Source organism: Streptomyces sp. OZ13 (genome assembly GCF_052068155.1).
GTDB lineage: Bacteria > Actinomycetota > Actinomycetes > Streptomycetales > Streptomycetaceae > Streptomyces.
On the sequence record NZ_JBQHCZ010000003.1, the window covers coordinates 113569 to 136090 of the forward strand.

Genomic DNA, 22522 nt, shown 5'->3' on the forward strand with positions numbered 1-22522 from the left:
CGTGCCGGTACCGGTGTCGTACCCGCCGCCGTGCCGCTGGCGCGACCGCGTACCGGTCGGCGACACCGGTGGCGTCACCCGCCTACCGGTGTCGCCGCCGCCCCCTTGGGCAGGAGCAGGAACCGGGAACGGCCCCGGGACGTTTGACCCCGTGGCGCCGGTGCGGTCTACTCCGCACACCCGCCCCGCACCCCCGCCGCAACCCAGGAGCCGCGTTCATGACCACCGCCGCCAGGCGCCGCAGCGACAGCGCCATCAGTCCCGTGTTCCTCGGGATCGCCGCGGTGATGGCGGTCACCGGCTGGGCGGTGTGGACGGACTTCGCGGCCAGCCCGGGGCTGGCCGTCTTCCTCTTCGTGGTCTCCGCCTGGATCGTCTCGCTGTGCCTGCACGAGTACGCGCACGCCCGTACCGCGCTCCACGGCGGCGACATCTCCATCGGCGCCAAGGGCTATCTGACGCTGAACCCGCTGAAGTACACGCACGCCCTGCTGAGCATCGTGCTGCCCGTCATCTTCGTGATCATGGGCGGTATCGGTCTGCCCGGCGGCGCGGTCTTCATCGAGCGGAACCGCATCAGCGGCCGCTGGAAGCACAGCCTGATCTCGGCCGCGGGACCGCTGACGAACGTGCTGTTCGCCGCCGTGTGCACCGCCCCGTTCTGGCTCGGCGCCCTGGACGGCGTCCCGGTCGCGTTCCGCTTCGCTCTGGCGTTCCTCGCGATGCTCCAGGTCACGGCCGCGCTGCTGAACTTCCTGCCGGTCCCGGGCCTGGACGGCTACGGCGTGATCGAGCCCTGGCTGTCGTACAAGGTGCGCCGGCAGGTCGAGCCGATCGCCCCGTTCGGGCTGATCATCGTCTTCGTCGTCCTCTTCATCCCCGAGGTCAACGGCATGTTCTTCGACGCCGTCTACGGGATCATGCAGGCCCTCGGGGTGGACGAGCTCGGCGTCCACTGCGGCCGGGACCTGTTCGAGTTCTGGAAGGGCCAGGACGAGTTCTGCGCCGTCCGCGCCTGACGCGTCAGGCGGAGCCGGCCCCGGCGGCCCGCTCCGCCTTCGCCCGGCGCAGGTAGTACCAGGCCATGTTCGACGCGAGGCCCGCGAGCAGCACCCACACGACCCCGAGCCACATGCCCTGCACGAAGGAGATCACCGCCGCGACGACGGCGAGGGCGCAGACGGCGAGGGAGTAGAGAGCGAGGCGGGGCATGGGGTACGGCTCCTGTCGGGTCCTGCGGGCGGTTCGGCCCTCCAGTGTCCCCCATGTGTCCCCCTGCCCGCCCGTCTCCCCCGTGCGCGCCCCCGCCCCGCGAGAACGCGCCGCCGGGGACGGCCCTACACGTCGGTGACGCGCAGCCCCGCGTGTGCCTTGTAACGGCGGTTGACCGAGATCAGGTTGGCGACCAGCGACTCGACCTGATGGGCGTTGCGCAGGCGGCCGGCGAAGACGCCCCGCATACCAGGGATACGGGCGGCCAGCGCCTGCACAATGTCGGTGTCGGCACGGACCTCGCCCAGCACCATCACATCGGTGTCGATCTCCTCGATCGACTCGTCCTGAAGCAGCACGGCGGACAGATGGTGGAACGCCGCCGTCACCCGCGAGTCGGGCAGCAGGACGGCCGCCTGCTCGGCGGCGCTGCCCTCCTCCGGCTTGAGCGCGTACGCGCCCTTCTTGTCGAAGCCGAGCGGGTTGACGCAGTCGACGACGAGCTTGCCGGCGAGCTCCTTCTGCAGCGTCTCCAGCGTCTTGGCGTGCCCGTCCCACGGCACGGCCACGATCACCACGTCGCTGCGCCGCGCGCACTCCGCGTTGTCGGCGCCCTCGATGCCGAGGCCCAGTTCCTGGGCGGCGGCCTCGGCGCGCTCCACGGAACGGGAACCGATGATCACCTTCTGGCCGGCCCTGGCCAGCCGGTAGGCCAGTCCCCGGCCCTGGTCGCCGGTGCCGCCGAGTACGCCGACGACGAGGCCGGAGACGTCGGGAAGGTCCCAGGGGTCCTTGGCGGGCGCCTTGGCCGCGGAGCCCGGACTTTCAGTACCACTAGTAGTCATGGCCCGACCTTACTTCGCGGTACGGCCTCCCTATCGAGTGAGCCGTGCCCGACCGGGCCGCGCCGGGCGGGGGCGCGGTGCAGGATGCCGGTCCATGGATGCCGTACGCGTCGCGCTGCTGCGCGAAGTCCTCGCCGGGACCCAATGGCCCGCGGCGGCCCGCCGGTTCGCCGGGGCGCTGCGCTCCTCCGTGGTGCCGCGCGGCGGCGGTCTGCTGCTGGTGGGGACGCGGCAGTACGAGCCGTGGCACATGGCCGCCCACCTCGTCGACGAGGCGGCATGGTCGGGACAGCCGGAGCTCGCCCCGACGCTCGTGCGGCACCGGGTGGGCGCCGGGGACCCGGCGCATCTGGCCGTCGGGCTGGGCAGGCTCGAGGCGGCCCGGCGCGGCGAGACCCTGCTGCTGGTGGCCCCCGCCGCGCCCGACCCGGGCGTGCTGGAACGGGTCCACGACGCGCGTCGGGCCGGGGCGACGGTCCTGGCCCTCGACGGCGGCGACCACGAGGTGCGGGGCCTGGCGCACGAGGCGCTGACGGTTCCGGGCCCGGACCACGCGGACGGGGCGGCCGAGATCGACATCGACACGGTGCAGCACCTGGTGAGCGCGGCGGCCGGCGAGAACTGCGTGCCGGCGCCGCGCGGCCGGTCGCGCTTCAGGGACCGGCTGTCGCGTCTCGCGGACCAACTGACGGCACCGCCGCCGCCCCGCTGGTGACACCGGGGGAAATTCGGTTGCCCGGGGCCATCAGCGGACCGAACATGGCCACCCGTGACCTCCAAGCCCTCCAAGCTCGCCGCCGTGCTGCCAGACCTCTCCCCGTTGCGGTCGTCCCGCGGGTTCCGGCTTCTGTGGATACAAGGGCTGGTCACCTACTTCGCGAGCTTCATGGCGATGATCGCGCTGCCGCTGCAGATCAAGGACCTGACCGGCTCCCCGCTCGCCGTGGGCGCGATGGGCGCGGTCGAACTGGTCCCGCTCATCGTCTTCGGTCTCTACGGCGGTGCCCTGGCGGACGCCGTCGACCGGCGCAGGATGATCCTCGGCACCGAGGCCGGTCTCGGCCTCCTGGCGCTGATCCTGCTCGTGAACGCCGCGCTTCCCGAGCCGATGCTCTGGCCCCTGTACCTGGTGGCGGCGGGCGTCTCCGCCTGTGCCGGGCTGCAGCGCCCGGCCCTGGACTCGCTGATCGCCCGTATCGTGCCGCACGACCAGCTCACGGCGGCCGCGGCGCTCAACGCCGTCCGCTGGCAGGCGGGCGCGATCGCCGGTCCGGCGGTGGCGGGCGTCGTCGTCGCCTACGCCGGTCACGCGACGGCGTACGGGCTCACCGTCGTCGGCTTCGCCGTCTCCGTGCTGCTGTGCCTGCGCCTGGACCCGGCACCGCCGGCGCACGACGCGCAAAAGCCTTCCTTGCGGGGCATCGCGGAGGGCGCGCGGTACGCGTGGTCACGGCCGGTGCTGCTGGGGACGTACGCCATCGACCTGGCCGCGATGGTGTTCGCCTTCCCGAACACGATCTTCCCGTTCCTGGCGGACGACCTGGACGCCGAGTGGGCCCTCGGCCTCATGTACGCGGCGGGCTCGGTCGGCTCCGTGCTGCTCAGCCTCACCAGCGGCTGGACGTCACGGGTACGCCGGCACGGCCTCTTCGTGGTCTTCGGCGCGGCCGGGTGGGGGCTGGCGGTCGCCGCGGCGGGATGGTTCTCGAACGTGTGGCTGGTGCTGCTGTGCCTGGCCTTCGCGGGCGCCGGCGACATGCTGAGCGGCCTCGGCCGCTCGACGATCTGGAACCAGACGATCCCCGAGTCCCTCCGGGGCCGCCTGGCGGGCATCGAGGTCCTCTCGTACAGCGTCGGCCCGCAGCTCGGCCAGGTCCGCGCCGGCGCGATGGCGGGCTGGACGGGCACGCGTCCGGCGATCTGGAGCGGCGGAGTGGTGTGTCTGGTGTCGGTGGGGGTGCTGGCGGCGGTGCTGCCGAAGTTGGTCACGTACGACGCGGAGACGGACGAGGACGCGGTGGCGCGACGGGCGGCGGCGGGTGCGGGTGCGGGTGCGTGACGCCTGCGGCGGGCGTTTCCCCTCCCCGCCCCTTCCCGTAACCGGGGGCTCCGCCCCCGGACCCCCGCGCCTCAGACTCCCCCTACGGCCTGGCGGCCGTGGGAGGTGCCCCCAGCGGGGCTGATTTCGCGGAGCGAAATCAGCCCGCCCGGCGTTTGAGGGCACCGCGCGAAGCGCGGTACGGGTCCGGGCGGAGCCCCCACGCGGCGGAGCCGCACATCGATACAGCGGGAAGGGGCGGGGTGGGGAACAGCCCCGCGCAGCGGCCACCGCCCTAGTCGTCGGACGGCCGCGCCGCCCCGTCGTGCCAGCGGGGGTCGTTCTCCCATTCGAGATTCCGTTCCCGCGCCGTCTCCATCGCCTGCGTCGCCTCCACGCGGGAGGCGTACGGGCCGAAGCGGTCCTTCGCGGGGCACTCGGGGCCTTCCTCGACCTTCTTGTGCTGGAGGCAGTAGTACCACTCGCCCGGCTTGCCCACCGTGCGCTTCTTGAACAGGGCCATCGTCGGCTCCTTCCTCTGAGGCCATGCTGCCCCAGCGGGCCTGGTTAGACTCGCTGCCATGTCTGGCCAGTCGCTGCTCGTACCAGGGGAGCTCTCTCCCACCCGATCCGTACCCGGCAACATCCGGCGTCCCGAGTATGTCGGGAAACCCGCGCCGACCCCGTACTCCGGGCCGGAGGTCCAGGACGCGGACACCATCGAGCGGATGCGTATCGCGGGCCGCATCGCCGCGCAGGCGATGGAGGAGGCCGCCAAGCACATCGCCCCGGGGGTGACCACCGACGAACTGGACCGGGTGGCGCACGAGTACATGTGCGACCACGGCGCCTACCCGTCGACGCTCGGCTACCGCGGCTTCCCGAAGTCGCTGTGCGCCTCGATCAACGAGGTCATCTGCCACGGCATCCCGGACTCCACGGTGCTGCGGGACGGCGACATCGTGAACCTGGACGTCACGGCGTACATCAACGGTGTGCACGGCGACAACAACGCCACCTACCTCTGCGGTGACGTCGACGAGGAGTCGCGGCTGCTCGTCGAGCGCACCCGGGAGTCGCTGAACCGCGCGATCAAGGCGGTCCGGCCGGGCCGCCAGGTCAATGTCATCGGCCGGGTGATCGAGTCGTACGCCAAGCGCTTCGGTTACGGCGTCGTCCGCGACTTCACGGGGCACGGCATCAACTCGTCGTTCCACTCCGGGCTGATCATCCCGCACTACGACGCGGCGCACGCGACCACCGTGATCCAGCCGGGCATGACGTTCACCATCGAGCCGATGCTCACGCTGGGGACGTACGAGTACGACATGTGGGACGACGGCTGGACGGTCGTGACGAAGGACCGCAAGCGCACCGCGCAGTTCGAGCACACGCTGGTGGTGACGGACACCGGGGCGGAAATTCTTACGTTGCCCTGACGCCCGAGGTGGGTAACGTCTTTACCGACAGGTCGTCGGGAACGTTGACTTAGGTAAACCTAAGTAGCAGGATCGGTGGTGGCAACAGCCGCTGGCGCTCGTTCCCGACCTCTTCGGTCCCTGGAGGCCCGCCTTGGAAGCAACCGGCACGCCCTTCTCGACGCAGATCCGTCTCGCTTCGCACGAGCGCCACACGACCGTGCAGATGTCGTCCTTCATGGACGACCTGCTCGGCGGCCGGCTGAGTGTCGAGGCGTACGCGCGGTACACCGAGGAGCTGTGGTTCGTCTACCGGGCACTGGAAGGCGCGGCCGAGACGTTGAAGGACGACCCGGTCGCGGGCCCCTTCATCCGGCCCGAGCTGATGCGCACCGCGGAGCTGGAGCGCGACCTGGGGCATCTGCGGGGCGCGGACGTCCGGCCGGAGGAGCTCGTACCGCTGGCGTCGACGGCCGCCTACGCGGCCCGGATCGAGGAGTGCGCGCGGACCTGGCCCGCGGGTTATGTGGCGCACCACTACACCCGTTATCTCGGCGACCTCTCCGGCGGCCAAGTGCTGCGCGACGTGGCGGAGAAGACCTGGGGCTTCGACCGGAAGGGCGACGGCGTCCGGTTCTACGTCTTCGAGCAGATCGCCAACCCGGCCGCGTTCAAGCGCGGTTACCGCGAACTGCTGGACGCGGTCCGGGCCGACGACCTGGAGAAGCAGCGCATGATCGAGGAGTGCCGCGTCGCGTTCGACCACAACGTGGCCATCCTCCGTGACCTCGAGCGGGAGTTCCCGCTCAGCGCGTGACCTCCGGCATCGTCACCGCGTGCGGCAGCCGGGCCCGTTCGCTGCGCTGAAGGGTCATCCGCGTGGCGGGAGCGGTCGGGCGCCCCTCGGCGGGCAGGGGCGTGGGCGCGGGGCCGGCGGTGGGCGCGGACAGCGGAGCGGGTGCCGCGAGACGTACGCGTCCGCCGATCTCCACGATGCCGTCAGGGCCGGGGGCGGTCAGGATCTGTGATCCCCGGCCCTGAGTGATGTTCAGCGCCCGGCCGAGCCGGTCGGTCAGCAGCAGCGCCGCCGCGCCCGTGGCCTCGTCCTCCACGGCGAGGTCGCCGCGCGGCCCGAACGCGCGCGCCCTCACCCGGCCCGCCGCCTCGTCCTCCCAGGCCCACGCGTACAGCCTGCCCTCGCCGGGCGGCGGCACGGGCAGCGCGTCGACCTCGGCGGGTGACGCGTACTGCTCGAGCCGTCGCGGCGGCGCCCATTCAGCACGGGCCGTGATCCAGGTGAACTCGCCGTCGTCGCGCACCCATACCTCGCCCGCCGGCGGGCGTACGGCCTGGAGGTCCAGCAGCCAGGCGACGCCGACGAGGGGGTGCCCGGCGAAGGCCAGGCGCTGCGTGGGCGTGTAGATGTCGACGGCGCCGCGCTCCGGGTCGTCCACGAACACCGTCTCGCTGAAGCCCAGTTGGGCGGCGAGCGCCTGCCGGGACCCGCGGTCCGGGTGGCGACGGGCGTCACGCACCACGCCGAGGGCGTTTCCGTGCCGCCCGTCACCGCCACAGAAGACGTGGAGGACGTCGAGAACCTCGGGTACGCCGAGCGCGTCGAGTTCGTTCACGCAGGCATTCAAGCATCCCCGTTCGCCAACGGGCGGTCCCACGGCGGCGGACGGCGAGGACCGGGGCGTGTTCGGCCTCCGGCCGGCCCGGCCGTCGGCGAGGTCACGGTGTGGGCGCTGTATCCGGTCCCGGCGTCCGGCCTGTCACGGGCCCCGGTAGGGTTCGGACGGTCCATGGGGGTCGAGGAGCAGAAGGCAACCGATGAGAAGGCTGGGTCGGGCGGCGACGGGTCTCGCGGCGACGGCGGTACTGTCCCTGACGGCGAGCGCGTGCGTGACGGTGCACGGGGAACTGGAAGTCGTCCCTTCGGCGACGAAGGACGAGGCGGCGAAGGCTCTCGCGGCGTTCACGGAGGCGTACAACAAGGCCGACAAGGCCTATGACCCGGCGTTGGACGCGGCTCATGTCACCGGTGCGCTCGGCGCGATCAACCAGGCCGGCCTCAAGGCCCGTCAGGCCAACTTCCCGGGCGGCAACCCGAATCATGTGCCGCTGGAGCTGACCGACGCGAAGTTCACCATCCCCAAGAAGGCCGGCTGGCCGCGCTGGTTCGTCGCGGACACCGACTCCAACCGCGACCGGGACGACAGCGCGGCGGACAACCGCTGGGTCCTGGTCTTCGTGCGCGCGGGCGCGGACGAAGGATGGAAGGCCGCCTACCTGACGATCATGCTCCCCCAGCAGATCCCGGCCTTCCGGACGGACAAGGACGGTTACGCGGAGCCCGTCGCCCCGGACAGCGCGGCGACGGCGGTCGCGCCCCGCAACCTGAGCGAGGAGTACGCCTCGTACATGCAGAACGGGAAGCCGGACCACTTCAAGCCCGGCCCCCACACCTCCGCCTGGCGCGAGGACCGGAAGAAGAACGCGAACGTGCCGGGCGTGAACACCCAGTACCTCGACCAGCCGCTGGACACCGGCGCCTTCGGGCCCCTGGGGCTGATGACGCGCGACGGCGACGCCTTCGTCTTCTTCTCGGTGCGCAACTTCGAACGCCAGACGGCCGCGAAGGGCGTGCGGCTGAAGGTGGTGCCGGACGTCAAGGCACTGCTGACCGGCGAGGTGAAAACCACGATCACCAAGGAGCGGGTCTCCAGCCAGGTGGTCCTCGTCCCGCCGGGCAACGGTGGCGAGCCCGGCCGGGCGGTGGACGTCGTGGGCCGTCTGACGGGGCTGACCGCGGCGAAGGGCTCGTAACGGGACTCGCCGTTCAACGGCGGGTGGCCGCCGGGACTCGCCGTTCAACAGCGGGTGGCCGCCGGGACTCGCCGTTCAACGGCGGGTGCGCCGGAACTCAGTGCCTGCCGGCTCGCGGGCGTGCCGCTCACGCCGGAGGGTGGCCGGGGGCGACCGGGCCTACCGCTCACGCGAGACGGTGACAGGGGCTCGCGCCGGGCGTACCGGTCCGTATGCCGATGGCCGTCTCGCGGACGGGTCCGACGTGCGGCGCGGCACGACGGGCCGCGACCTGAGCGCGAAACCGCGGACGGGGCTCAGCGGCCGAGGGGCCAGGCTGCCGCGTGGTGGTCGATGTCCTCGTTCTCGCCCGCGTATTTCGCGCAGGCGTCCGTCAGCGTCTCCAGCAGGGTCAGCGGGTCCGGCAGCGGATGCTCCGGGCCGCGGACCCAGGCGACCGCGAGGTCACCGTCGCCGGGGAGACGGGCGGGCGGTACGAGGACGTAGCTGCCGCGGCAGTGCCAGCGCAGGCCGGGGTGCTCGTCCATCGTCTCCGGGTGGCAGTCCAGCGCGCAGGGCCACCACTCGTCCTCGTCCTCCGGGGTGCCCCGGGTGGCGGTGAAGAACAGCATCCGGTCCTCGCCGACCTCGGCGACCGGGCCGACGTCGATGCCCCGCTCGAGCAGCCGGGCGAGCGCGCCCCGGCCGGCCTCCAGGGGGACGTCGAGCACGTCGTGCACCATGCCGGTGGCGGTGATGAAGTTCGCCTCCGGCTGACCATGCGCCCAGCGCTGGATCTGTGCCTTGTCGGTCGTGGACTGGGTCTGCCAGGCGAACGAGACCGGATGGGTGGCCGGTGTCGGACAGCCGATGCGCTCACAGGAGCAGCGGTAGCCGATCGGGTGGGCGGCGGGCGCGAGCGGCAGTCCGGCGGCGGCGGCGGCCAGCAGCAGGTCCTCGCGCTGCGAGTCCTCCGCGTCGGTGTTCCCGCTGCGGCGGCGCAGCCACTGCGCCAGCCTGTTCTCCCGGGAAGGCCTGCCCTCCGTGCCGCGGTAGCGGCCGATACCGTCGCCCATCTATCCCCTCACACCTCACGCTCGCCCCACGCGGACCCTGCCATGGTCCCACCATCCTGCTCCCCGGGTGGCCACAGTCCTCAACCGGGGTGGGGCACGTCGTCATCCCGGGGGCGCACGGGATCAGTCGCGGGGCGCGAGACCGTTCACGGCACAGTCCACGATCTGGTCGGCGTACTCGTGCGTGAGGGGCAGGGTGCGCAGCAGCCAGCGGTGGGCGAGCGGCCCGGTGAAGAGTTCGAGGGCGACACGCAGATCGATCCCGGACCGCACCTGGCCCGCCTCCTGCGCGGCGCGCAGCCGTGTGACGTAGAGCTGGAGCTGCGGCTCGAGCAGCCTTTCGACGAACTGGGCGCCGACCTCCGCGTTGACCACGCCCTCTGCGGTGAGAGCGCGGGCGGGTGCGTCGTAGACGGGGGTGTTCATCTCGTCGACGGTGGCGCGCAGGACCGTGCGGAGGTCTGCCTCGAGGTCCCCGGTGTCGGGAATCTCATAGCCGCCGGGCCCGGCCGCCTCCGCCGCCCGGTCCGCCATGTCGAGGAACGCCTCGAGGAGCACGGCCGCCTTCGAGGGCCACCAGCGGTAGATCGTCTGCTTGCCGACGCCTGCGCGGGCGGCGATGCCTTCGATGGTGGTCTTCGGGTAGCCGATCTCACCGACGAGGGCGAGGGCCGCGTCGTAGATCGCGCGCCGGGAGCGTTCGCTGCGGCGGGCGGAGTCGGGTGCCTTCATCTCGCTCATGGCAGCCAATCTAGCAACAATGAACCGAGACGTATCGTCTCACTCTGGCGTGCGGGGCGGCCAGGCGTCGCCCCATTCGGCGTCCCTGGCGTCCTTGTAGAGCGCGCCGTGGCGCTTGGTCACAGTGTCTCGGCGCAGCCCGTCGTCCTTGGTGCAGAGGTCGAGCAGCACCATGCCCTTGCGGATCTGCGGCTTGCGGGTGACCCGGGCGGTCGCCGGCTCCACGGGGAAGCGGGTGGCGGCCACGTAGCTGAACTTCTCGTCCTCGTACGCCAGCGAACCGCCCTTCACCCGGCGGTGCAGCGACGAACGGGAGACGCGGGCGGCGAAGTGGCACCAGTCGGAGCCCGGCTCTATGGGGCAGGCGGCGCTGTGGGGGCAGGGGGCGGCGATGTGCATCCCGGCGGCGATCAGGGTGTCGCGGGCCTCGATGATCCGCTCGTAACCGTCGGGGGTGCCTGGCTCGACGATGACGACGGCGCCTGCGCCGGCCGCGCGCGCGGACTCAGCGACGACGGCGGCACGGGCGGCGGGGTCGAGCTCGTTGAGGACGTACGACACCGTGACGAGATCAGTGCTCTCGATACGGAGCGCCGAACTGATCCGCGAACGCTGCCAGTGGGCGGCCTGGAGGGAGGGCACCTGCGAGGCGCGGGCCAGCTCCCGGCCGAGCGCGAGCGCGGGCTCGGCCCAGTCAAGGACCGTCGTGCTCGGCGCCGCCTCCTCCCACGCGTCGGCGACCGCCCAGCTCGCGGCGCCGGTCCCGCCGCCGATGTCGGTGTGCGTGCCCGGCACCCAGCCGGGCGCCGCGGCCCGCAGCGCGTCGAGCGCGGCCCGCACCGCCTCGAAGGTGGCGGGCATCCGGTACGCGGCGTAGGCGACGACGTCGCTCCGGTCCCGCAGGATGGGCGAACCGGTGGGGGTGTCCCCCCGATAGTTCGCGATCAGCCGCTCGACGGCCTGCGCGGCCTGCGTGGGCGGCAGCCCGTCCAGCAGCCCGGCGAGGGCGCTGCGCAGGGTCTCGGCGGTGGGAGCGGGGGCGGCGTTCACCGGAAGAGTCTACGCGGGCGTGAGCCACGCCGGACGCCCTGGCGGGCGGGGGCCGCCTTGCCTGCGGGACCGCCGGGCCCTGGCGGGCGGGGCCGCTGCGCGGGGCCGTCTCCCCATCCCGCCCCTTCCCGAAACCGGGCTCCGCCCGGACCCGTACCGCGCTCCGCGCGGTGCCTCAATCGCCGGCGGGCTGGATTTCGCTCCGCGAAATCAGCCCCGCCGGCGATTGAGGCGCGGGGGTCCGGGGGGAGAGCCCCGGTTTCGGGAAGGGGCGGGTAGGGGAACAGGCCCGCCGCAGGCGCCACGCACCCGCAGGCCACACCGCGCCGCTCCCCTCAGACCACCCCCGCTTTCCCCCTCCACGGCCTGCACAGCAGCAGGAAGCACAGCATCGATCCCACCCCGCACACCATCTGCACGACCGCCATCGGCACCGCCGTCGACTCGCCCGCGATGCCGACCAGCGGTGAGGCGACCGCGCCGACGAGGAAGGACGCCGTACCGATCAGTGCCGACGCCGAGCCCGCCGCGTGCGGGGTGCGCAGCAGTGCCAGCGCGTTGGTGTTGGGCAACGCCAGCCCCATCGCGGACATCAGGACGAACAGGCCCGCCGCGATCGGGAACAGTCCCACCTCGCCGAAGACGCCGGACGTCATCAGCAGCAGCGCGGCCGCCGCGAGCGTGATCACGGCCAGACCGAAGCCGAGGGCCTTGTCGAGGCTGACCCGGCCGACGAGGAGCCGGCCGTTGATCTGGCCGACGGCGATCAGGCCGATCGAGTTGAGGCCGAAGAGCAGGCTGAACGTCTGCGGCGAAGCGCCGTAGATCTCCTGCACCACGAACGGCGAAGCCGCGATGTACGCGAAGAGCGCGGCGAAGGCGAGCCCGCCGGTGAGCATGTAGCCGGTGAAGATCCGGTCGGCGAGCAGCCCGCGCATGGTGCGCAGCGCCTGGCCCACTCCGCCGCTGTGCCGCTTCTCCACCGGCAGCGTCTCGTCGAGCCATTTGACGACCACGAGCGTGAGCAGGACGCCGACGACGGTGAGGACGACGAAGATGCCGCGCCAGTCGGTGACCTGCAGCACCTGGCCGCCGATGAGCGGCGCGATGATGGGTGCGACGCCGGATATGAGCATCAGGGTGGAGAAGAACCGGGCCATCTCCACGCCGTCGTAGAGGTCGCGCACCACCGCGCGGGCGATGACGATGCCGGCCGCGCCCGCGAGGCCCTGCAACAGCCGGAAGCCGATGAGCAGTTCGGCGGTCGGCGCGAAGGCGCACATCGCGGTGGCGATCACGTAGACGAGCATGCCGACGAGCAGCGGGCGGCGGCGTCCCCACTTGTCGCTCATGGGGCCGACGACGAGCTGGCCGAGGGCCATGCCGGCGAGGCAGGCGGTGAGGGTGAGCTGGACGGTCGCCGCGGGGGCGTGCAGCGAGTCGGTGACCGCGGGCAGCGCCGGGAGGTACATGTCCATGGACAGCGGCGGCAGCGCGGTGAGGCCGCCGAGGACCAGTGTGACAAGGAGCCCTGCCCGGCGGGCGGCGGCGACACCGGCGGCGGACGGACCGGTGACGGAGCCTGTGACAGCTTCGGTGACCGGGGCCGCGGCAGCGGCCGTTGCGGCGTCCCGCGGCGCGGGGACCGCGGCGGAGACCGGGGGCGCGGATGCCGGTCCGGGATGAGTGGTTCGTCCTTGTTTGCTCTGGCCGCTCTCCGGCATCTACAGCTCCTAATCCTATTTTCAACATCTATGCTCTCAGCTCGTCCGGGCTGACCGAGACGTTTTCGGCGTGAACAGGGGTGGACGAGTGATGAGCAACACCGTGCGGTGGGGCGTACTGGCGACCGGCGGCATGGCCGCGAGGTTCGTGGAGGATCTGGCGGCCATGCCCGACGCCGAGGTCGTGGCGGTGGCGTCCCGCACCGAGGCGTCCGCCAAGACCTTCGCCGACCGTTTCGGCATCCCGCGGGCGTACGGGGACTGGGCCTCGCTCGCCGCCGACGAGGACGTCGATGTGGTGTACGTCGCGACGCCGCACTCCGCGCACCGGGCCGCCGCCGGGCTCTGTCTGGCGGCCGGGAAGCCGGTTCTGTGCGAGAAGCCGTTCACCCTGAACGCGGCCGAGGCGGCGGAACTCGTCGAACTCGCCCGCCTCCACGGCACGTTCCTCATGGAGGCCATGTGGATGTACTGCCACCCGGCCGTCCGTCGCATCGCCGAGCTGGTCCGCGAGGGCGCGATCGGTGACGTCCGTACCGTGCAGGCCGACTTCGGGATCGCGGGCCCGTTCCCCCCGGACCACCGGCTGCGGGATCCCGCGCTCGGCGGCGGCGCGCTGCTCGATCTCGGCGTCTACCCGGTCGCGTTCGCGCTGCTGCTGCTCGGCGAGCCGGAGCGGGTGCAGGCGGACGCGCTGCTGTCCCCGGAGGGTGTGGACCTCAACACCGGGATGCTGCTCGGCTGGCCGGACAAGGGCGCGACGGCTCTGCTCTCCTGCTCGATCACGGCCGGCACCCCGGTCACGGCGTCCGTGACCGGGACGGCCGGCCGGATCGACGTCCCGGACGGGTTCTTCTTCCCCGAGCGCTTCGTCCTGCACCGCGACGGCAAGGAGCCGGAGGAGTTCCTCTTCGACGGCCGCCGGGACTCGCTGCAGCACGAGGCGGCCGAGGTGATGCGTGCCGTGCGGGCGGGCGAGAAGGAGTCGCCCCTCGTCCCGCTCGAAGGCACGCTCGCCGTGATGCGGACGCTCGACGCGGTGCGTGAGCGCATCGGCGTCCGCTTCCCGGGCGAACGCCACGGCGGATGACGGCACACACCACGGCCTGACTCCGGCGAGGACCGGGACAGCGGGGACCGGCCCGGCCGTCCGGCACGTCGAACGACGTGCCGGACGGCCGGCCGCAAGGTGCCCGACGCCAGGTCAGACCTGCTGGAGCCCCGGGTTCCCCGCCTGCGTCACGAACGACGCGGTCGTGGTGACGGGCGCGCCGGGCGTCGTCACGGCGGCCACCGTGCGGAAGTCGGCACGCGCCCGCTGCTCCTCGAGGGTGACCGTCACGTAGCCGCGGCGCCCGTTGTAGAGCTTCATGTGCGGGTTCGCCGTGGTGTACGTCTCCCAGGTGGCCGGCTTGTCGGCGCCGTCCTTGCCGCTGGAGATGGACGTGGCCACGATCTCGGTGCCGACGATCTCCGCGCCGGGTGTCTCGTAGTCGCGCTTGATGTCGTAGGCGTAGGCGACGTGCACGTCGCCGGTGAGGACCATCAGGTTCTCCACGCCGGCGGACTTCGCGCCGTCCAGGACCCGGTCGCGGGAGGCGGGGTAGCCGTCCCACGCGTCCATGCTGAGCTTGGGGTCGTCGGTCAGGTCCAGGCTGCGCCGGGAGAAGTTGACCTGCTGGGGCACGACGTTCCAGACGGCGGTGGACGCACGCCAGCCGTCGATCAGCCAACGCTCCTGCTGCGCGCCGGTCATGGTGCGCGACGGGTCCTCCGACTCGGGTCCCGAGACGTGCGCCCGGTCGCCGTACGCCTGGTCCGAGCGGTACTGGCGGGTGTCCAGCACGTCGAACTGGGCCAGCTGCCCGAAGTGCAGCCGGCGGTAGAGCTGCATGTCCGGTCCGGCCGGCTGCTGCGGCGCGCGCAGCGGCTGGTTCTCCCAGTACGCCCGGTAGGCGGAGGCCCGGCGCAGCAGGAACTCCTCCGGCGGTACGCCGTTCTCGGGCGTCTCGTCGGCGTAGTTGTTCTCCGTCTCGTGGTCGTCCCAGGTGACGACGAAGGGGTGCGCGGCGTGGGCGGCCTGAAGGTCGGGGTCGGACTTGTAGAGCCCGTACCGCAACCGGTAGTCCTCCAGGGTGACCGTCTCGCGGTTGAAGTGGGCCGGCAGGACGCGGTCGGTGTAGTTGCGGGCGCCGCCCGCCGAGTTCACGGCGTACTCGTAGAGGTAGTCGCCGAGGTGGAAGACGACATCGAGGTCCTCGTCCGCGAGGTGCCGGTACGCGGTGAAGTAGCCGTCGTGGTATGCCTGGCAGGACACGGCCGCGAGCTTCAGCCGGCCGAGGACGGCGCCGGGAGCGGGGGCGGTGCGGGTGCGGCCGGCAGGGCTGATCCACGTGCCCGTGCGGAAGCGGTAGTGGTAGACCCGGTCCGCCTCCAGGCCGGCGGCCTCGACGTGGACGCTGTGGTTGAACTCGGGGAAGGCGGTGACGCTGCCCCGCTTGGCGATCCGGGCGAACGCGGCGTCGTGGGCGACCTCCCACTGGACCTGGACCCTGGCGTCGGGCATGCCGCTGCCCGGCTCGTACGGCCTGGGCGCGAGACGGGTCCACAGCACGACGGACGCGGGCTGGGGGTCGCCGGACGCCACGCCGAGCGTGAAGGGGTTCTCGGTGATCTTCCGGCCGTTGACCGTACTGGCGTGCGCGGTGCCGGGCAGGTTCACCGCGAAGGCGAGCGCGGCGGCGGCGGACGTGGCGGTGAGGAAGGTGCGTCGCCCGAAGTGCCGGGCAGCGGCTCTGAGTTCGGACGAGTGGGTCGTGTGCGCGGGTGTCATGTGGCCCTCCCCTTACGGCTGTTGTCAGTCGCATTGCAGCCGGAGCCGAAGAATCCGCGTTGTCGGGGACACAACATCCGCATGGCGGTCGGATGAGATCCGTGTACGACACATGCGCGTACGCTGCGCAAGCATGAACGCTGTAGCGAGAATCGCGGTGGTGACAGGTGCGGGCTCCGGCATCGGCCGGAGCGTGGCACTGGAACTGGCACGGGCAGGACAGGACACGGCCGCCAGTTCGACCGTTCGCCCGAAGTGGGCACTGGCGCTCGCCGGTCGGCGTAGCGAGTCGCTGGAGGAGACCGCGGCACTGATCCGTGACGTCCGGCCGGACGCGGACGTGCTCTGCGTGCCGACGGACGTGACCGAACCCGACGCGGTGGCGGCCCTCTTCGCCACGGTCCGTGAACGCTACGGGCGGCTCGACCTGCTCTTCAACAACGCGGGCACGTTCGGGCCGGGCGGCGTCCGCTTCGAGGACCTGGAGTTCTCCGCCTGGCGCAAGGTCGTCGACACGAACCTGAACGGCGCTTTCCTGTGCGCGCAGGCGGCGTTCCGGCAGATGAAGGAACAGGACCCGCAGGGCGGCCGGATCATCAACAACGGCTCCGTCTCCGCGCACGCGCCGCGCCCCGACTCGGCGCCGTACACCGCGACCAAGCACGCGCTGACCGGCCTGACGAAGTCCCTTTCACTGGACGGCCGTCCGTACTCGATCGCCTGCGGCCAGATCGACATCGGCAACGCGGCGACCGAGATGACCGGCGCCATGCAGACGGGCGTCCGCCAGGCCAACGGCGAACTGGCGCCGGAGCCGGTGATGGACGCGGCAGACGTGGCCCGGACCGTGCGGCACATGGCGGAGCTGCCGCTGGAGGCGAACGTGCAGTTCGTGACGGTGATGGCGACGAACATGCCGTTCATCGGACGGGGCTGACCAGACGGCCGGCGCCGCGAGAACGTCGGGGGCCCGGCGCCTCCGCGTTCCCCTCCGCCGGCCGCCGCACCGTGGCACTCTGCGGTCATGGAGCACACGGACACAGGCTGGGAGACCATCGGCCGCCTGCACGACTGGCTGCACGCGCACGCCAAGTACCCGCCGGAGCAGGAGATCCTGCTGCGCGTACTGAAGCTCTCCGAGGAGGTGGGCGAGGTCGCGCAGGCGGTCATCGGCGCGAAGGGCCAGAACCCGCGCAAGGGCACGACGCACAGCTGGCAGGACGTCGAGGCGGAGCTGTGTGACGTGATCATCACGGCCATGGTGGCCCTGCGCACGCTCACCCCGGACGCGGGGGAGGTCTTCGCGTCACACCTCGACCGCGTGGCGTCCCGGTCCCGGGAGACCTGAGCGGCACCGCGCCCGTACACATGGTTTCGGAGCCGTCACTCTCGGAAGACTCCCTGTTGGGGAAGGAAATCGCGCTGTAACGGAGCTGCGGGGGGCCGGAGTTGGACTTTCGATGCGCTGCCTGTGACGGCCCGGGCGCCCGCTGGGACGCCGGCCGCCGCACCGCGTTGTGCACACGGTGCGAACACCCCACGCGGTCCGGCCGCGATCCGGTCCGGCTGGGCGACATCCTGACGGCCACGGGCGACGCGCTGACGTTCGCGACCCGCACGGCCGCCGCCGCGCCGGGCTCCGTGGCCTGCCGCGAGTGCGGCAGCAGCGCGGAGCGGCACCGTACCGTGCACGGCCGCTGGATACTCATCGAACCCGGCGCCCTCGCGGTCACCACGGTCCCCGTCGGGCACCGCTGGCGCATCGCGGGTGACGGCACAGCAGTCCACCTTCGATCGGCCGCCCCGTCCGACACCTGCCGGGTCAGCCACGTCGACGTCTGCCCGGCCCGCCCGGCGCCGGCGCACTCACCGGCGTTGCACGCGGTGTGGCGGCGGAACGCCCGGCAGGGCGTGTGACAGATGCCCTGACGGCCCTCGCCCGTCCGTCAACTCACCTTGCCATAAACCTGGTTGACATCTGTTCGTCGACAGCGGTTTGATCTGGACGCTCATCGAACAAATGTCTTCGGAAAGGGAACACTTCATGACGCGCAGCAAGGCGGCAACAGCCGGCATGGCCCTCCTCGCGAGCGGTGCCCTCGTCGTCGGCATGGCAGGTTCCGCCTCCGCGAGCGGCCTCAACGTGAGTGTCAGCAGGTCCTGGGGCACGGCGACGTTCTACCCCGACGGTGACTGGCTCTATGTGACCGACACGTCCGCGGACGGCTACTCGGTGCAGGCCAAGATCGAGCGCTGGCAGAAGATCAACATCGACGCTTGGGGCTGGCGCGACCACCGGACCGGCTGCTACGACACGACCAGCATCGGCCAGCCCGGCACCGGCATCACGACGTGCAACTACGACCTGACCGAGAACGACACGGTGCGGGTCTGCATCGTCCGCAGCAAGGACGGCGTGCGCTACGGCGACTGGCTGTGCAGCGCATCGACCAAGGCCTGATCGCGGGCGGGGCCTCCGACGGTGGTCGGAGGCCCTTTCAGGTACAACACGCAGGCAGGGGCAGACGAGTCGGGCTGTACGCCGGGTTCTGTGCCCCGGGACCTCGCGGTCGTCGGGGCGACGGCCATCCATCTAGGACCGGCGTTGCCGTCGGCCTCGTGCGGTCTACCCGCGGACTCGGGCGGGCAGCCCTCGAACGTCCGCGCAGGACCACCTTCCGGCGGTCCCTCTTGACCTTGCTCCAGGTGGGGTTTACCTAGCCGCCTGAGTCACCTCAGGCGCTGGTGGTCTCTTACACCACCGTTTCACCCTTACCGAGGACCGAGGTCCCCGGCGGTCTGTTTTCTGTGGCACTGTCCCGCGGGTCACCCCGGGTGGCCGTTAGCCACCACCCTGCCCTATGGAGCCCGGACGTTCCTCGGGAGGATCACTGCTGATCCCCACGCGGCCGTCCGCCCGGCTCGTCTGCCGTGGTGACCATGCTACCTGCCGTTTCAGAGGAAGTCGGCGGTCTCCAGGTCGAAGCCGAACGGCTCGGGGAGGGGGAGGGGCTTGCCGAACGGGGCCAGGTGGTGCAGTCGGTAGTCGCCGTCCTCCGGGTCGCTGAAGAGGGTCACGGTGGAGGCATCCCGATCCACGAGCAGGTAGAGCGGGATACGACCGCGAGCGTAGCCGCGGCGCTTGGTCTCGCGGTCGATGCTTGGGCGGGACGAGGTGACCTCCAGCACCATGGACACCCCGTCACAGGGCATCCAGGAGGCCGCACCGCGGAACAGCCGCAGTGCCTCGGGTGCGAACGTACCGTCCGGGATGACGTGGTCCCTCGGGCTGCCCGGGAGCTCCTTCAGCGTCAGCCCCTTGTTCCCGGAGAACTGCATATCCGTCCGCGATCTCCGGATGACCTGGGCGACGATCTGCCCGATGCAGTCCTCGTGGTCCCCGTCCGGCGGCGGTGTCACAACAATTTCCCCCTCGATCAGCTCCGCCCGGAAGCCCTCCGGCGTGACCAGCGCCAGGAAGCCCTTCAGCAGGAACTCCGCCTGCGTGAGTTCGTGCGGCATCACAGTCATGTCGTCAGCGTCGGACATCGAGGCACCCGCCGTCCGTGAGATCGCGGTCGTTCCCTCGATCGTGGCACAGGGTCCCGCTCCGCCGACCGGTCGGCGCTTGACCTTGTCGCGGCGTCAACGTTTCTACTGAAGCCATGCGAATCGGAGAGATCGCCGCGATGGTCGGTGTGACCACGCGGGCCGTCCGGCACTACCACCATCTGGGGCTGCTGCCCGAGCCCGTCCGGCTGCCCAACGGGTACCGGGAGTACACCGTCCGCGACGCCGTGCTGCTCGCGCGGATCCGGCGGCTCACCGAGCTGGGGCTCGGGCTCGACGAGGTGCGTGACGTGCTCGCGGAGGACGCGGGCCGGGACCTCGTCGAGGTGCTGGAGGAACTGGACGCCGACCTCGGGCGGCAGGAGGCGCTGGTCCATGAGCGGCGGGCGCGGCTGGCCCCGCTGCTCGAGCAGGCGCGGGAGGGGCGGCTGCCCGCCGAGGGACCGGTGTCCCCGCTGCTGGCGGAGCTGTTCGACGACATGGCACGCGCGTCCGCGGCGCTGCCAGGGCCCGAGCCGGCGTCCGCGGCCAAGGACCGTGAGCTGCTGGCGCTGCTGGACACGATGGCGCCCACCGAGGAGCAGGAGCGGCTGATGGGGGCTATGCGCCGGATGACCGGGGCGCCGGGCGCCATGGAGCGGGCGTACGCGCTGTACGCGGAGCTCGACGCGCTCGCGGACGCCGACCCGGCCGACCCGCGGGTGGAGCGGACGGCCCAGGACCTCGCCGACATGCTGCCCGACGAGATGGTGCCGCGGCCCGGCCCGGACGGCCCGCCCCCGGAGGGCTTCCTGGACGCGTTTCTCGCGGACTTCTCGCCCGCGCAGGCCGCCGTCGTGGAGCGTGCCCTGCGGCTGGCCATGGAGCGTGTCCGGTGAACCGGCTGCTCAGCGCCCTGCGGGGCATGGCCTACGCGGTGCTGCCCGCAGAGCTGCTGGTGGCCATGTGCCTGGTGGGCGGTGTGCGGATCCCCGCCCTCGTCGTCGCCGTCGCGGAGGTGGCCGTCGTGCTGCTGCTCGCCGCGGAGGTGTTCGCCTATCTGCGGCTGCGCAGGGGCGGCCTGACCCGGCGGGAGGCGCTGGCCGAACTCGTGCCGCTGCCCGTGCTGCGTCTCGTCGGCCATGAACTGCGGCTGATGTACAGCCTGGTCCTGTGGGTCGCGCGCCGCCGTGACGGCGTCGGCCCGGACGACCGCGCTTACGGGCATGCCCGGGACCAGGCCGCGCTGATGTACGGCTTCACCTTCGTCTGCGCCGTCGAGACGGTCGTCATGGCGGTGCTGTTCCGGAACTGGCCCGCCGTGCACGCGGTGCTGCTCGTCGTGGACGTCTACACCGTCGTGTTCATGCTGGGCATCCAGGCCGCTGCCGTCACCCGCCCGCACGTCCTGTCGGCGGACACGCTGCGGCTCCGTCAGGCCGGCCATGTGGATCTGCGGATACCGCTGGAGCGGATCGGTTCCGTACGGTATGAGCTGATCTTCACGCACGAGAAGCAGGGCGAGGTCCTCGACCTGAAGATCGCCGGGCAGACGTCGGTGACGCTGGAACTGTCCGAGCCGGTGACGTACACCGGACTGCTGGGGCGGGAGCGGCCCGTCCGGACGGTCCGCGTCCACGCCGACGACGCCCGGGCGTTCGCGAAGGCCCTGCGGGAGGCGGTGGGCGGGGAGCGCCCGGCGACGGCGCCGGTCACGCCGGCGTGAACCGCACCTTCGCCCGCCCCGGGTCGGCCTCGATGAGCCGCACCCTCAGCCGCTCCCCCAGCGGCAGCGCGTCGCCGCCGCCTTCGACGCGCGCCACCACGGCCGGGTCCTCGAGGTGGACGGTGCCGGCCGCCGGGTCGTTCTCCTTCACGTCGACGACGACCGCGTCGAAGACGTCGCCGATCCGGTCCCGCAGCACGATCGCTTCAACGATGTCGAGGCACTCGCGTTCGACGGTGTTGCCGCGCCGGCCGCCCTCGGCCATCTCCTTGGGGAGGGTCTCCAGGGCGGCGGTCACCCACTCCGGCGGCTCCCGCCCCGCGACGGCGGCCAGGCACAGCTCGCCCGCGTAGCGGTCGACGAGCCGTCGCAGCGGCGCGGTGCAGTGCGTGTACTCGGCGGCGACCGCCGCGTGGACGGCCGGCACCGGGAGCACCCCGCCGGTGAACGCCGTGTACCCGGCGCCGCGCAGCAGCGTCGTGCACTCCTGGAGGAAGGCGGCGTTGCGGGGCTCGCGAGGGTCGAGGGAGCGGACGAGTTCGGCGTACGAGACGTGGTGGGGCCAGTCGACGCGCAGCGCCTTCGCCGAGCGGCGCAGCCGCGCCACGGCCCCGTCGGGGGCGGTCGGCAGGGTGCGCAGGATGCCGGTGCCCGACGCGGTCATGAGGCCGGCGGCTGCCATGCCGGTGAGCAGGGAGATCTGCGCGTTCCAGCCGTCGGCGGGGCGCGGTGCGCGGTACTCGAGGACGTACCCGCCGTCCCGCTCGGTGACCTCCTGCTCGGGGACGTTCAGGGAGATCCCGCCGCGTTCGACCTCGAGCGCCTCGCGCAGGGTGCCGATGTCCTTGAGCAGGGCCAGCGGTTCCTCCGCCGTGCCGGTGTCGATCTGCCGCTGCGCTCCTTCGTAGTCCAGCCTGGCCCGGCTGCGCACGAGCGCCCGGCGCACGTCGGTGCCGACCGTGCGCCCCTCCGCGTCGAGGTCGATCCGCCACAGCAGCGCGGGGGTGCTCTGGCCGGGCAGCAGGCTGGCGGCCCCCTCGGAGAGACCGGGCGGATGGAGGGGGACCTTCCCGTCGGGGAAGTACAGCGTCTGCACCCTCCGGTGGGCCTCCGCGTCCAGCGCCGAGCCAGGCGTGACGAAGGCGGCGACGTCGGCGATCGCGTAGTGGACGCGATAGCCCCCGTCGCGGCGGGCGAGGTGCATCGCCTGGTCGAGGTCGACGGATCCGGGCGGGTCGATGGTGAACAAGGGGATGTCCGTGGCGTCCTCCGCGGGCAGCCGCGGGGTCGTGACGGCGGTCGCGGCCTCGGCGAGGACCGCCTCCGGAAAGTCCCCCGGCACGTCGAGCGTCGTGCGCAGCTCACGCAGGGCGGCGCGCAGCGGGGCCTCGGCTGCGCCGGTCGCTTTCATGTGGCGGCGGGGCATGGACCGAGCGTAGGTCGCGGCAGGGGTGGTGGCATTTCGGCGGGGCGGGGCGGCCTTTGTACTCTGGCGCGGGGCC

At 72.1% G+C, this 22522-nt stretch carries 23 protein-coding genes, 1 other RNA gene and 1 pseudogene; 13 read left to right on the top strand and 12 right to left on the bottom strand.

The genetic code is table 11. The features are described 5' to 3' along the window. Window positions 1-218: 218 nt before the first annotated feature. On the top strand, window positions 219-1019 hold the full coding sequence (locus tag ACTMTU_RS07495) for a site-2 protease family protein (RefSeq protein ID WP_441262699.1): 801 nt from the start codon (window positions 219-221) through the stop codon (window positions 1017-1019). Window positions 1020-1023: 4 nt separating this feature from the next. Here ACTMTU_RS07495 and ACTMTU_RS07500 read toward each other — a convergent pair whose 3' ends face one another. Both ACTMTU_RS07500 and npdG read right to left on the bottom strand, forming a co-directional pair. Next, window positions 1024-1212 (bottom strand): hypothetical protein, encoded by a 189-nt coding sequence (locus tag ACTMTU_RS07500; RefSeq protein ID WP_441262700.1) that lies wholly within the window; start codon window positions 1210-1212, stop codon window positions 1024-1026. 125 nt (window positions 1213-1337) lie between these two features. After that, complete coding sequence (gene npdG, locus ACTMTU_RS07505; protein ID WP_441262701.1) at window positions 1338-2057, bottom strand: NADPH-dependent F420 reductase; 720 nt, start codon at window positions 2055-2057, stop codon at window positions 1338-1340. 94 nt (window positions 2058-2151) lie between these two features. Between npdG and ACTMTU_RS07510 the strand changes: the two genes are divergently transcribed. Then, the gene (locus ACTMTU_RS07510) at window positions 2152-2772 is read left to right on the top strand and encodes a hypothetical protein (protein ID WP_441262702.1); all 621 of its coding nucleotides are present in this window, start codon (window positions 2152-2154) and stop codon (window positions 2770-2772) included. 54 nt (window positions 2773-2826) lie between these two features. Further along, entirely contained in the window at window positions 2827-4116 is a 1290-nt protein-coding gene (locus ACTMTU_RS07515; protein WP_441262703.1) for an MFS transporter, read from the top strand. A 274-nt stretch (window positions 4117-4390) separates the two neighbouring features. On the opposite strand, the gene ACTMTU_RS07520 is transcribed toward ACTMTU_RS07515, so the two are convergent. Next, window positions 4391-4618 carry a hypothetical protein gene (locus ACTMTU_RS07520; protein WP_189473966.1) on the bottom strand — a complete coding sequence of 76 codons (228 nt, stop codon included), beginning with the start codon at window positions 4616-4618 and terminating at the stop codon, window positions 4391-4393. Window positions 4619-4676: 58 nt separating this feature from the next. On the opposite strand from ACTMTU_RS07520, the gene map reads away from it, so the two are divergent. Next, entirely contained in the window at window positions 4677-5534 is an 858-nt protein-coding gene (gene map / locus ACTMTU_RS07525) for a type I methionyl aminopeptidase (protein ID WP_441262704.1), read from the top strand. A 133-nt stretch (window positions 5535-5667) separates the two neighbouring features. After that, entirely contained in the window at window positions 5668-6330 is a 663-nt protein-coding gene (locus ACTMTU_RS07530) for a heme oxygenase (biliverdin-producing) (protein WP_441262705.1), read from the top strand. A gap of 142 nt (window positions 6331-6472) precedes the next feature. Here ACTMTU_RS07530 and ACTMTU_RS07535 read toward each other — a convergent pair. Next, window positions 6473-7144 (bottom strand): annotated as a pseudogene (locus ACTMTU_RS07535) (PhzF family phenazine biosynthesis protein); the annotation flags it as partial. Between the two features lie 202 nt (window positions 7145-7346). Between ACTMTU_RS07535 and ACTMTU_RS07540 the strand changes: the two are divergent. After that, window positions 7347-8342 carry a hypothetical protein gene (locus ACTMTU_RS07540; protein ID WP_441262706.1) on the top strand — a complete coding sequence of 332 codons (996 nt, stop codon included), beginning with the start codon at window positions 7347-7349 and terminating at the stop codon, window positions 8340-8342. Between the two features lie 296 nt (window positions 8343-8638). Here the strand turns inward: ACTMTU_RS07540 and ACTMTU_RS07545 are convergent, their stop codons facing one another. From ACTMTU_RS07545 to ACTMTU_RS07560, 4 genes are all read right to left on the bottom strand, one after another. After that, window positions 8639-9397 carry a bifunctional DNA primase/polymerase gene (locus ACTMTU_RS07545; RefSeq protein WP_441262707.1) on the bottom strand — a complete coding sequence of 253 codons (759 nt, stop codon included), beginning with the start codon at window positions 9395-9397 and terminating at the stop codon, window positions 8639-8641. 123 nt (window positions 9398-9520) lie between these two features. Further along, a complete protein-coding gene (locus tag ACTMTU_RS07550) occupies window positions 9521-10138 on the bottom strand; it encodes a TetR/AcrR family transcriptional regulator (protein WP_441262708.1) in 618 nt (205 codons plus the stop codon). Window positions 10139-10177: 39 nt separating this feature from the next. Next, a complete protein-coding gene (locus tag ACTMTU_RS07555) occupies window positions 10178-11188 on the bottom strand; it encodes a small ribosomal subunit Rsm22 family protein (RefSeq protein ID WP_441262709.1) in 1011 nt (336 codons plus the stop codon). A gap of 335 nt (window positions 11189-11523) precedes the next feature. After that, complete coding sequence (locus ACTMTU_RS07560) at window positions 11524-12912, bottom strand: Bcr/CflA family multidrug efflux MFS transporter (RefSeq protein WP_441262710.1); 1389 nt, start codon at window positions 12910-12912, stop codon at window positions 11524-11526. A 91-nt stretch (window positions 12913-13003) separates the two neighbouring features. Between ACTMTU_RS07560 and ACTMTU_RS07565 the strand changes: the two genes are divergently transcribed. Beyond that, window positions 13004-14002, top strand: coding sequence for a Gfo/Idh/MocA family protein (locus ACTMTU_RS07565; RefSeq protein ID WP_441262711.1), 999 nt, complete (start codon window positions 13004-13006; stop codon window positions 14000-14002). 114 nt (window positions 14003-14116) lie between these two features. Here the strand turns inward: ACTMTU_RS07565 and ACTMTU_RS07570 are convergent, their stop codons facing one another. Beyond that, window positions 14117-15745 carry an alkaline phosphatase D family protein gene (locus ACTMTU_RS07570; RefSeq protein ID WP_441262712.1) on the bottom strand — a complete coding sequence of 543 codons (1629 nt, stop codon included), beginning with the start codon at window positions 15743-15745 and terminating at the stop codon, window positions 14117-14119. Window positions 15746-15878: 133 nt separating this feature from the next. Here ACTMTU_RS07570 and ACTMTU_RS07575 point away from each other — a divergent pair, with 133 nt between their 5' ends. The 4 genes from ACTMTU_RS07575 to ACTMTU_RS07590 all read left to right on the top strand — a co-directional run bounded on the left by ACTMTU_RS07575 (window position 15879) and on the right by ACTMTU_RS07590 (window position 18206). Further along, complete coding sequence (locus ACTMTU_RS07575) at window positions 15879-16682, top strand: SDR family oxidoreductase (RefSeq protein ID WP_441262713.1); 804 nt, start codon at window positions 15879-15881, stop codon at window positions 16680-16682. A gap of 87 nt (window positions 16683-16769) precedes the next feature. Next, a complete protein-coding gene (locus ACTMTU_RS07580; RefSeq protein WP_441262714.1) occupies window positions 16770-17093 on the top strand; it encodes a MazG-like family protein in 324 nt (107 codons plus the stop codon). Window positions 17094-17194: 101 nt separating this feature from the next. Beyond that, window positions 17195-17662, top strand: coding sequence for a DUF6083 domain-containing protein (locus tag ACTMTU_RS07585; protein WP_441262715.1), 468 nt, complete (start codon window positions 17195-17197; stop codon window positions 17660-17662). Window positions 17663-17789: 127 nt separating this feature from the next. Continuing rightward, window positions 17790-18206 carry a hypothetical protein gene (locus tag ACTMTU_RS07590; RefSeq protein WP_441262716.1) on the top strand — a complete coding sequence of 139 codons (417 nt, stop codon included), beginning with the start codon at window positions 17790-17792 and terminating at the stop codon, window positions 18204-18206. Between the two features lie 61 nt (window positions 18207-18267). Here the strand turns inward: ACTMTU_RS07590 and rnpB are convergent. Both rnpB and ACTMTU_RS07600 read right to left on the bottom strand, forming a co-directional pair. Continuing rightward, an RNA gene (gene rnpB / locus ACTMTU_RS07595) (RNase P RNA component class A) lies at window positions 18268-18670 on the bottom strand. Window positions 18671-18700: 30 nt separating this feature from the next. Next, window positions 18701-19276, bottom strand: a complete 576-nt coding sequence (locus tag ACTMTU_RS07600; RefSeq protein ID WP_441262717.1) for a Uma2 family endonuclease — start codon at window positions 19274-19276, stop codon at window positions 18701-18703. Window positions 19277-19410: 134 nt separating this feature from the next. Here ACTMTU_RS07600 and ACTMTU_RS07605 point away from each other — a divergent pair, with 134 nt between their 5' ends. Together ACTMTU_RS07605 and ACTMTU_RS07610 are read left to right on the top strand one after the other, a co-directional pair. Then, entirely contained in the window at window positions 19411-20193 is a 783-nt protein-coding gene (locus ACTMTU_RS07605) for a MerR family transcriptional regulator (RefSeq protein WP_441262718.1), read from the top strand. Beyond that, window positions 20190-21020 (top strand): hypothetical protein, encoded by an 831-nt coding sequence (locus ACTMTU_RS07610; protein ID WP_441262719.1) that lies wholly within the window; start codon window positions 20190-20192, stop codon window positions 21018-21020. Before ACTMTU_RS07605 ends, ACTMTU_RS07610 begins: the two co-directional genes overlap by 4 nt. On the opposite strand, the gene ACTMTU_RS07615 is transcribed toward ACTMTU_RS07610, so the two are convergent. Next, complete coding sequence (locus ACTMTU_RS07615) at window positions 21007-22446, bottom strand: RNB domain-containing ribonuclease (protein ID WP_441262720.1); 1440 nt, start codon at window positions 22444-22446, stop codon at window positions 21007-21009. The two genes, ACTMTU_RS07610 and ACTMTU_RS07615, sit on opposite strands and share 14 nt — an antisense overlap. Window positions 22447-22522: the final 76 nt, after the last annotated feature.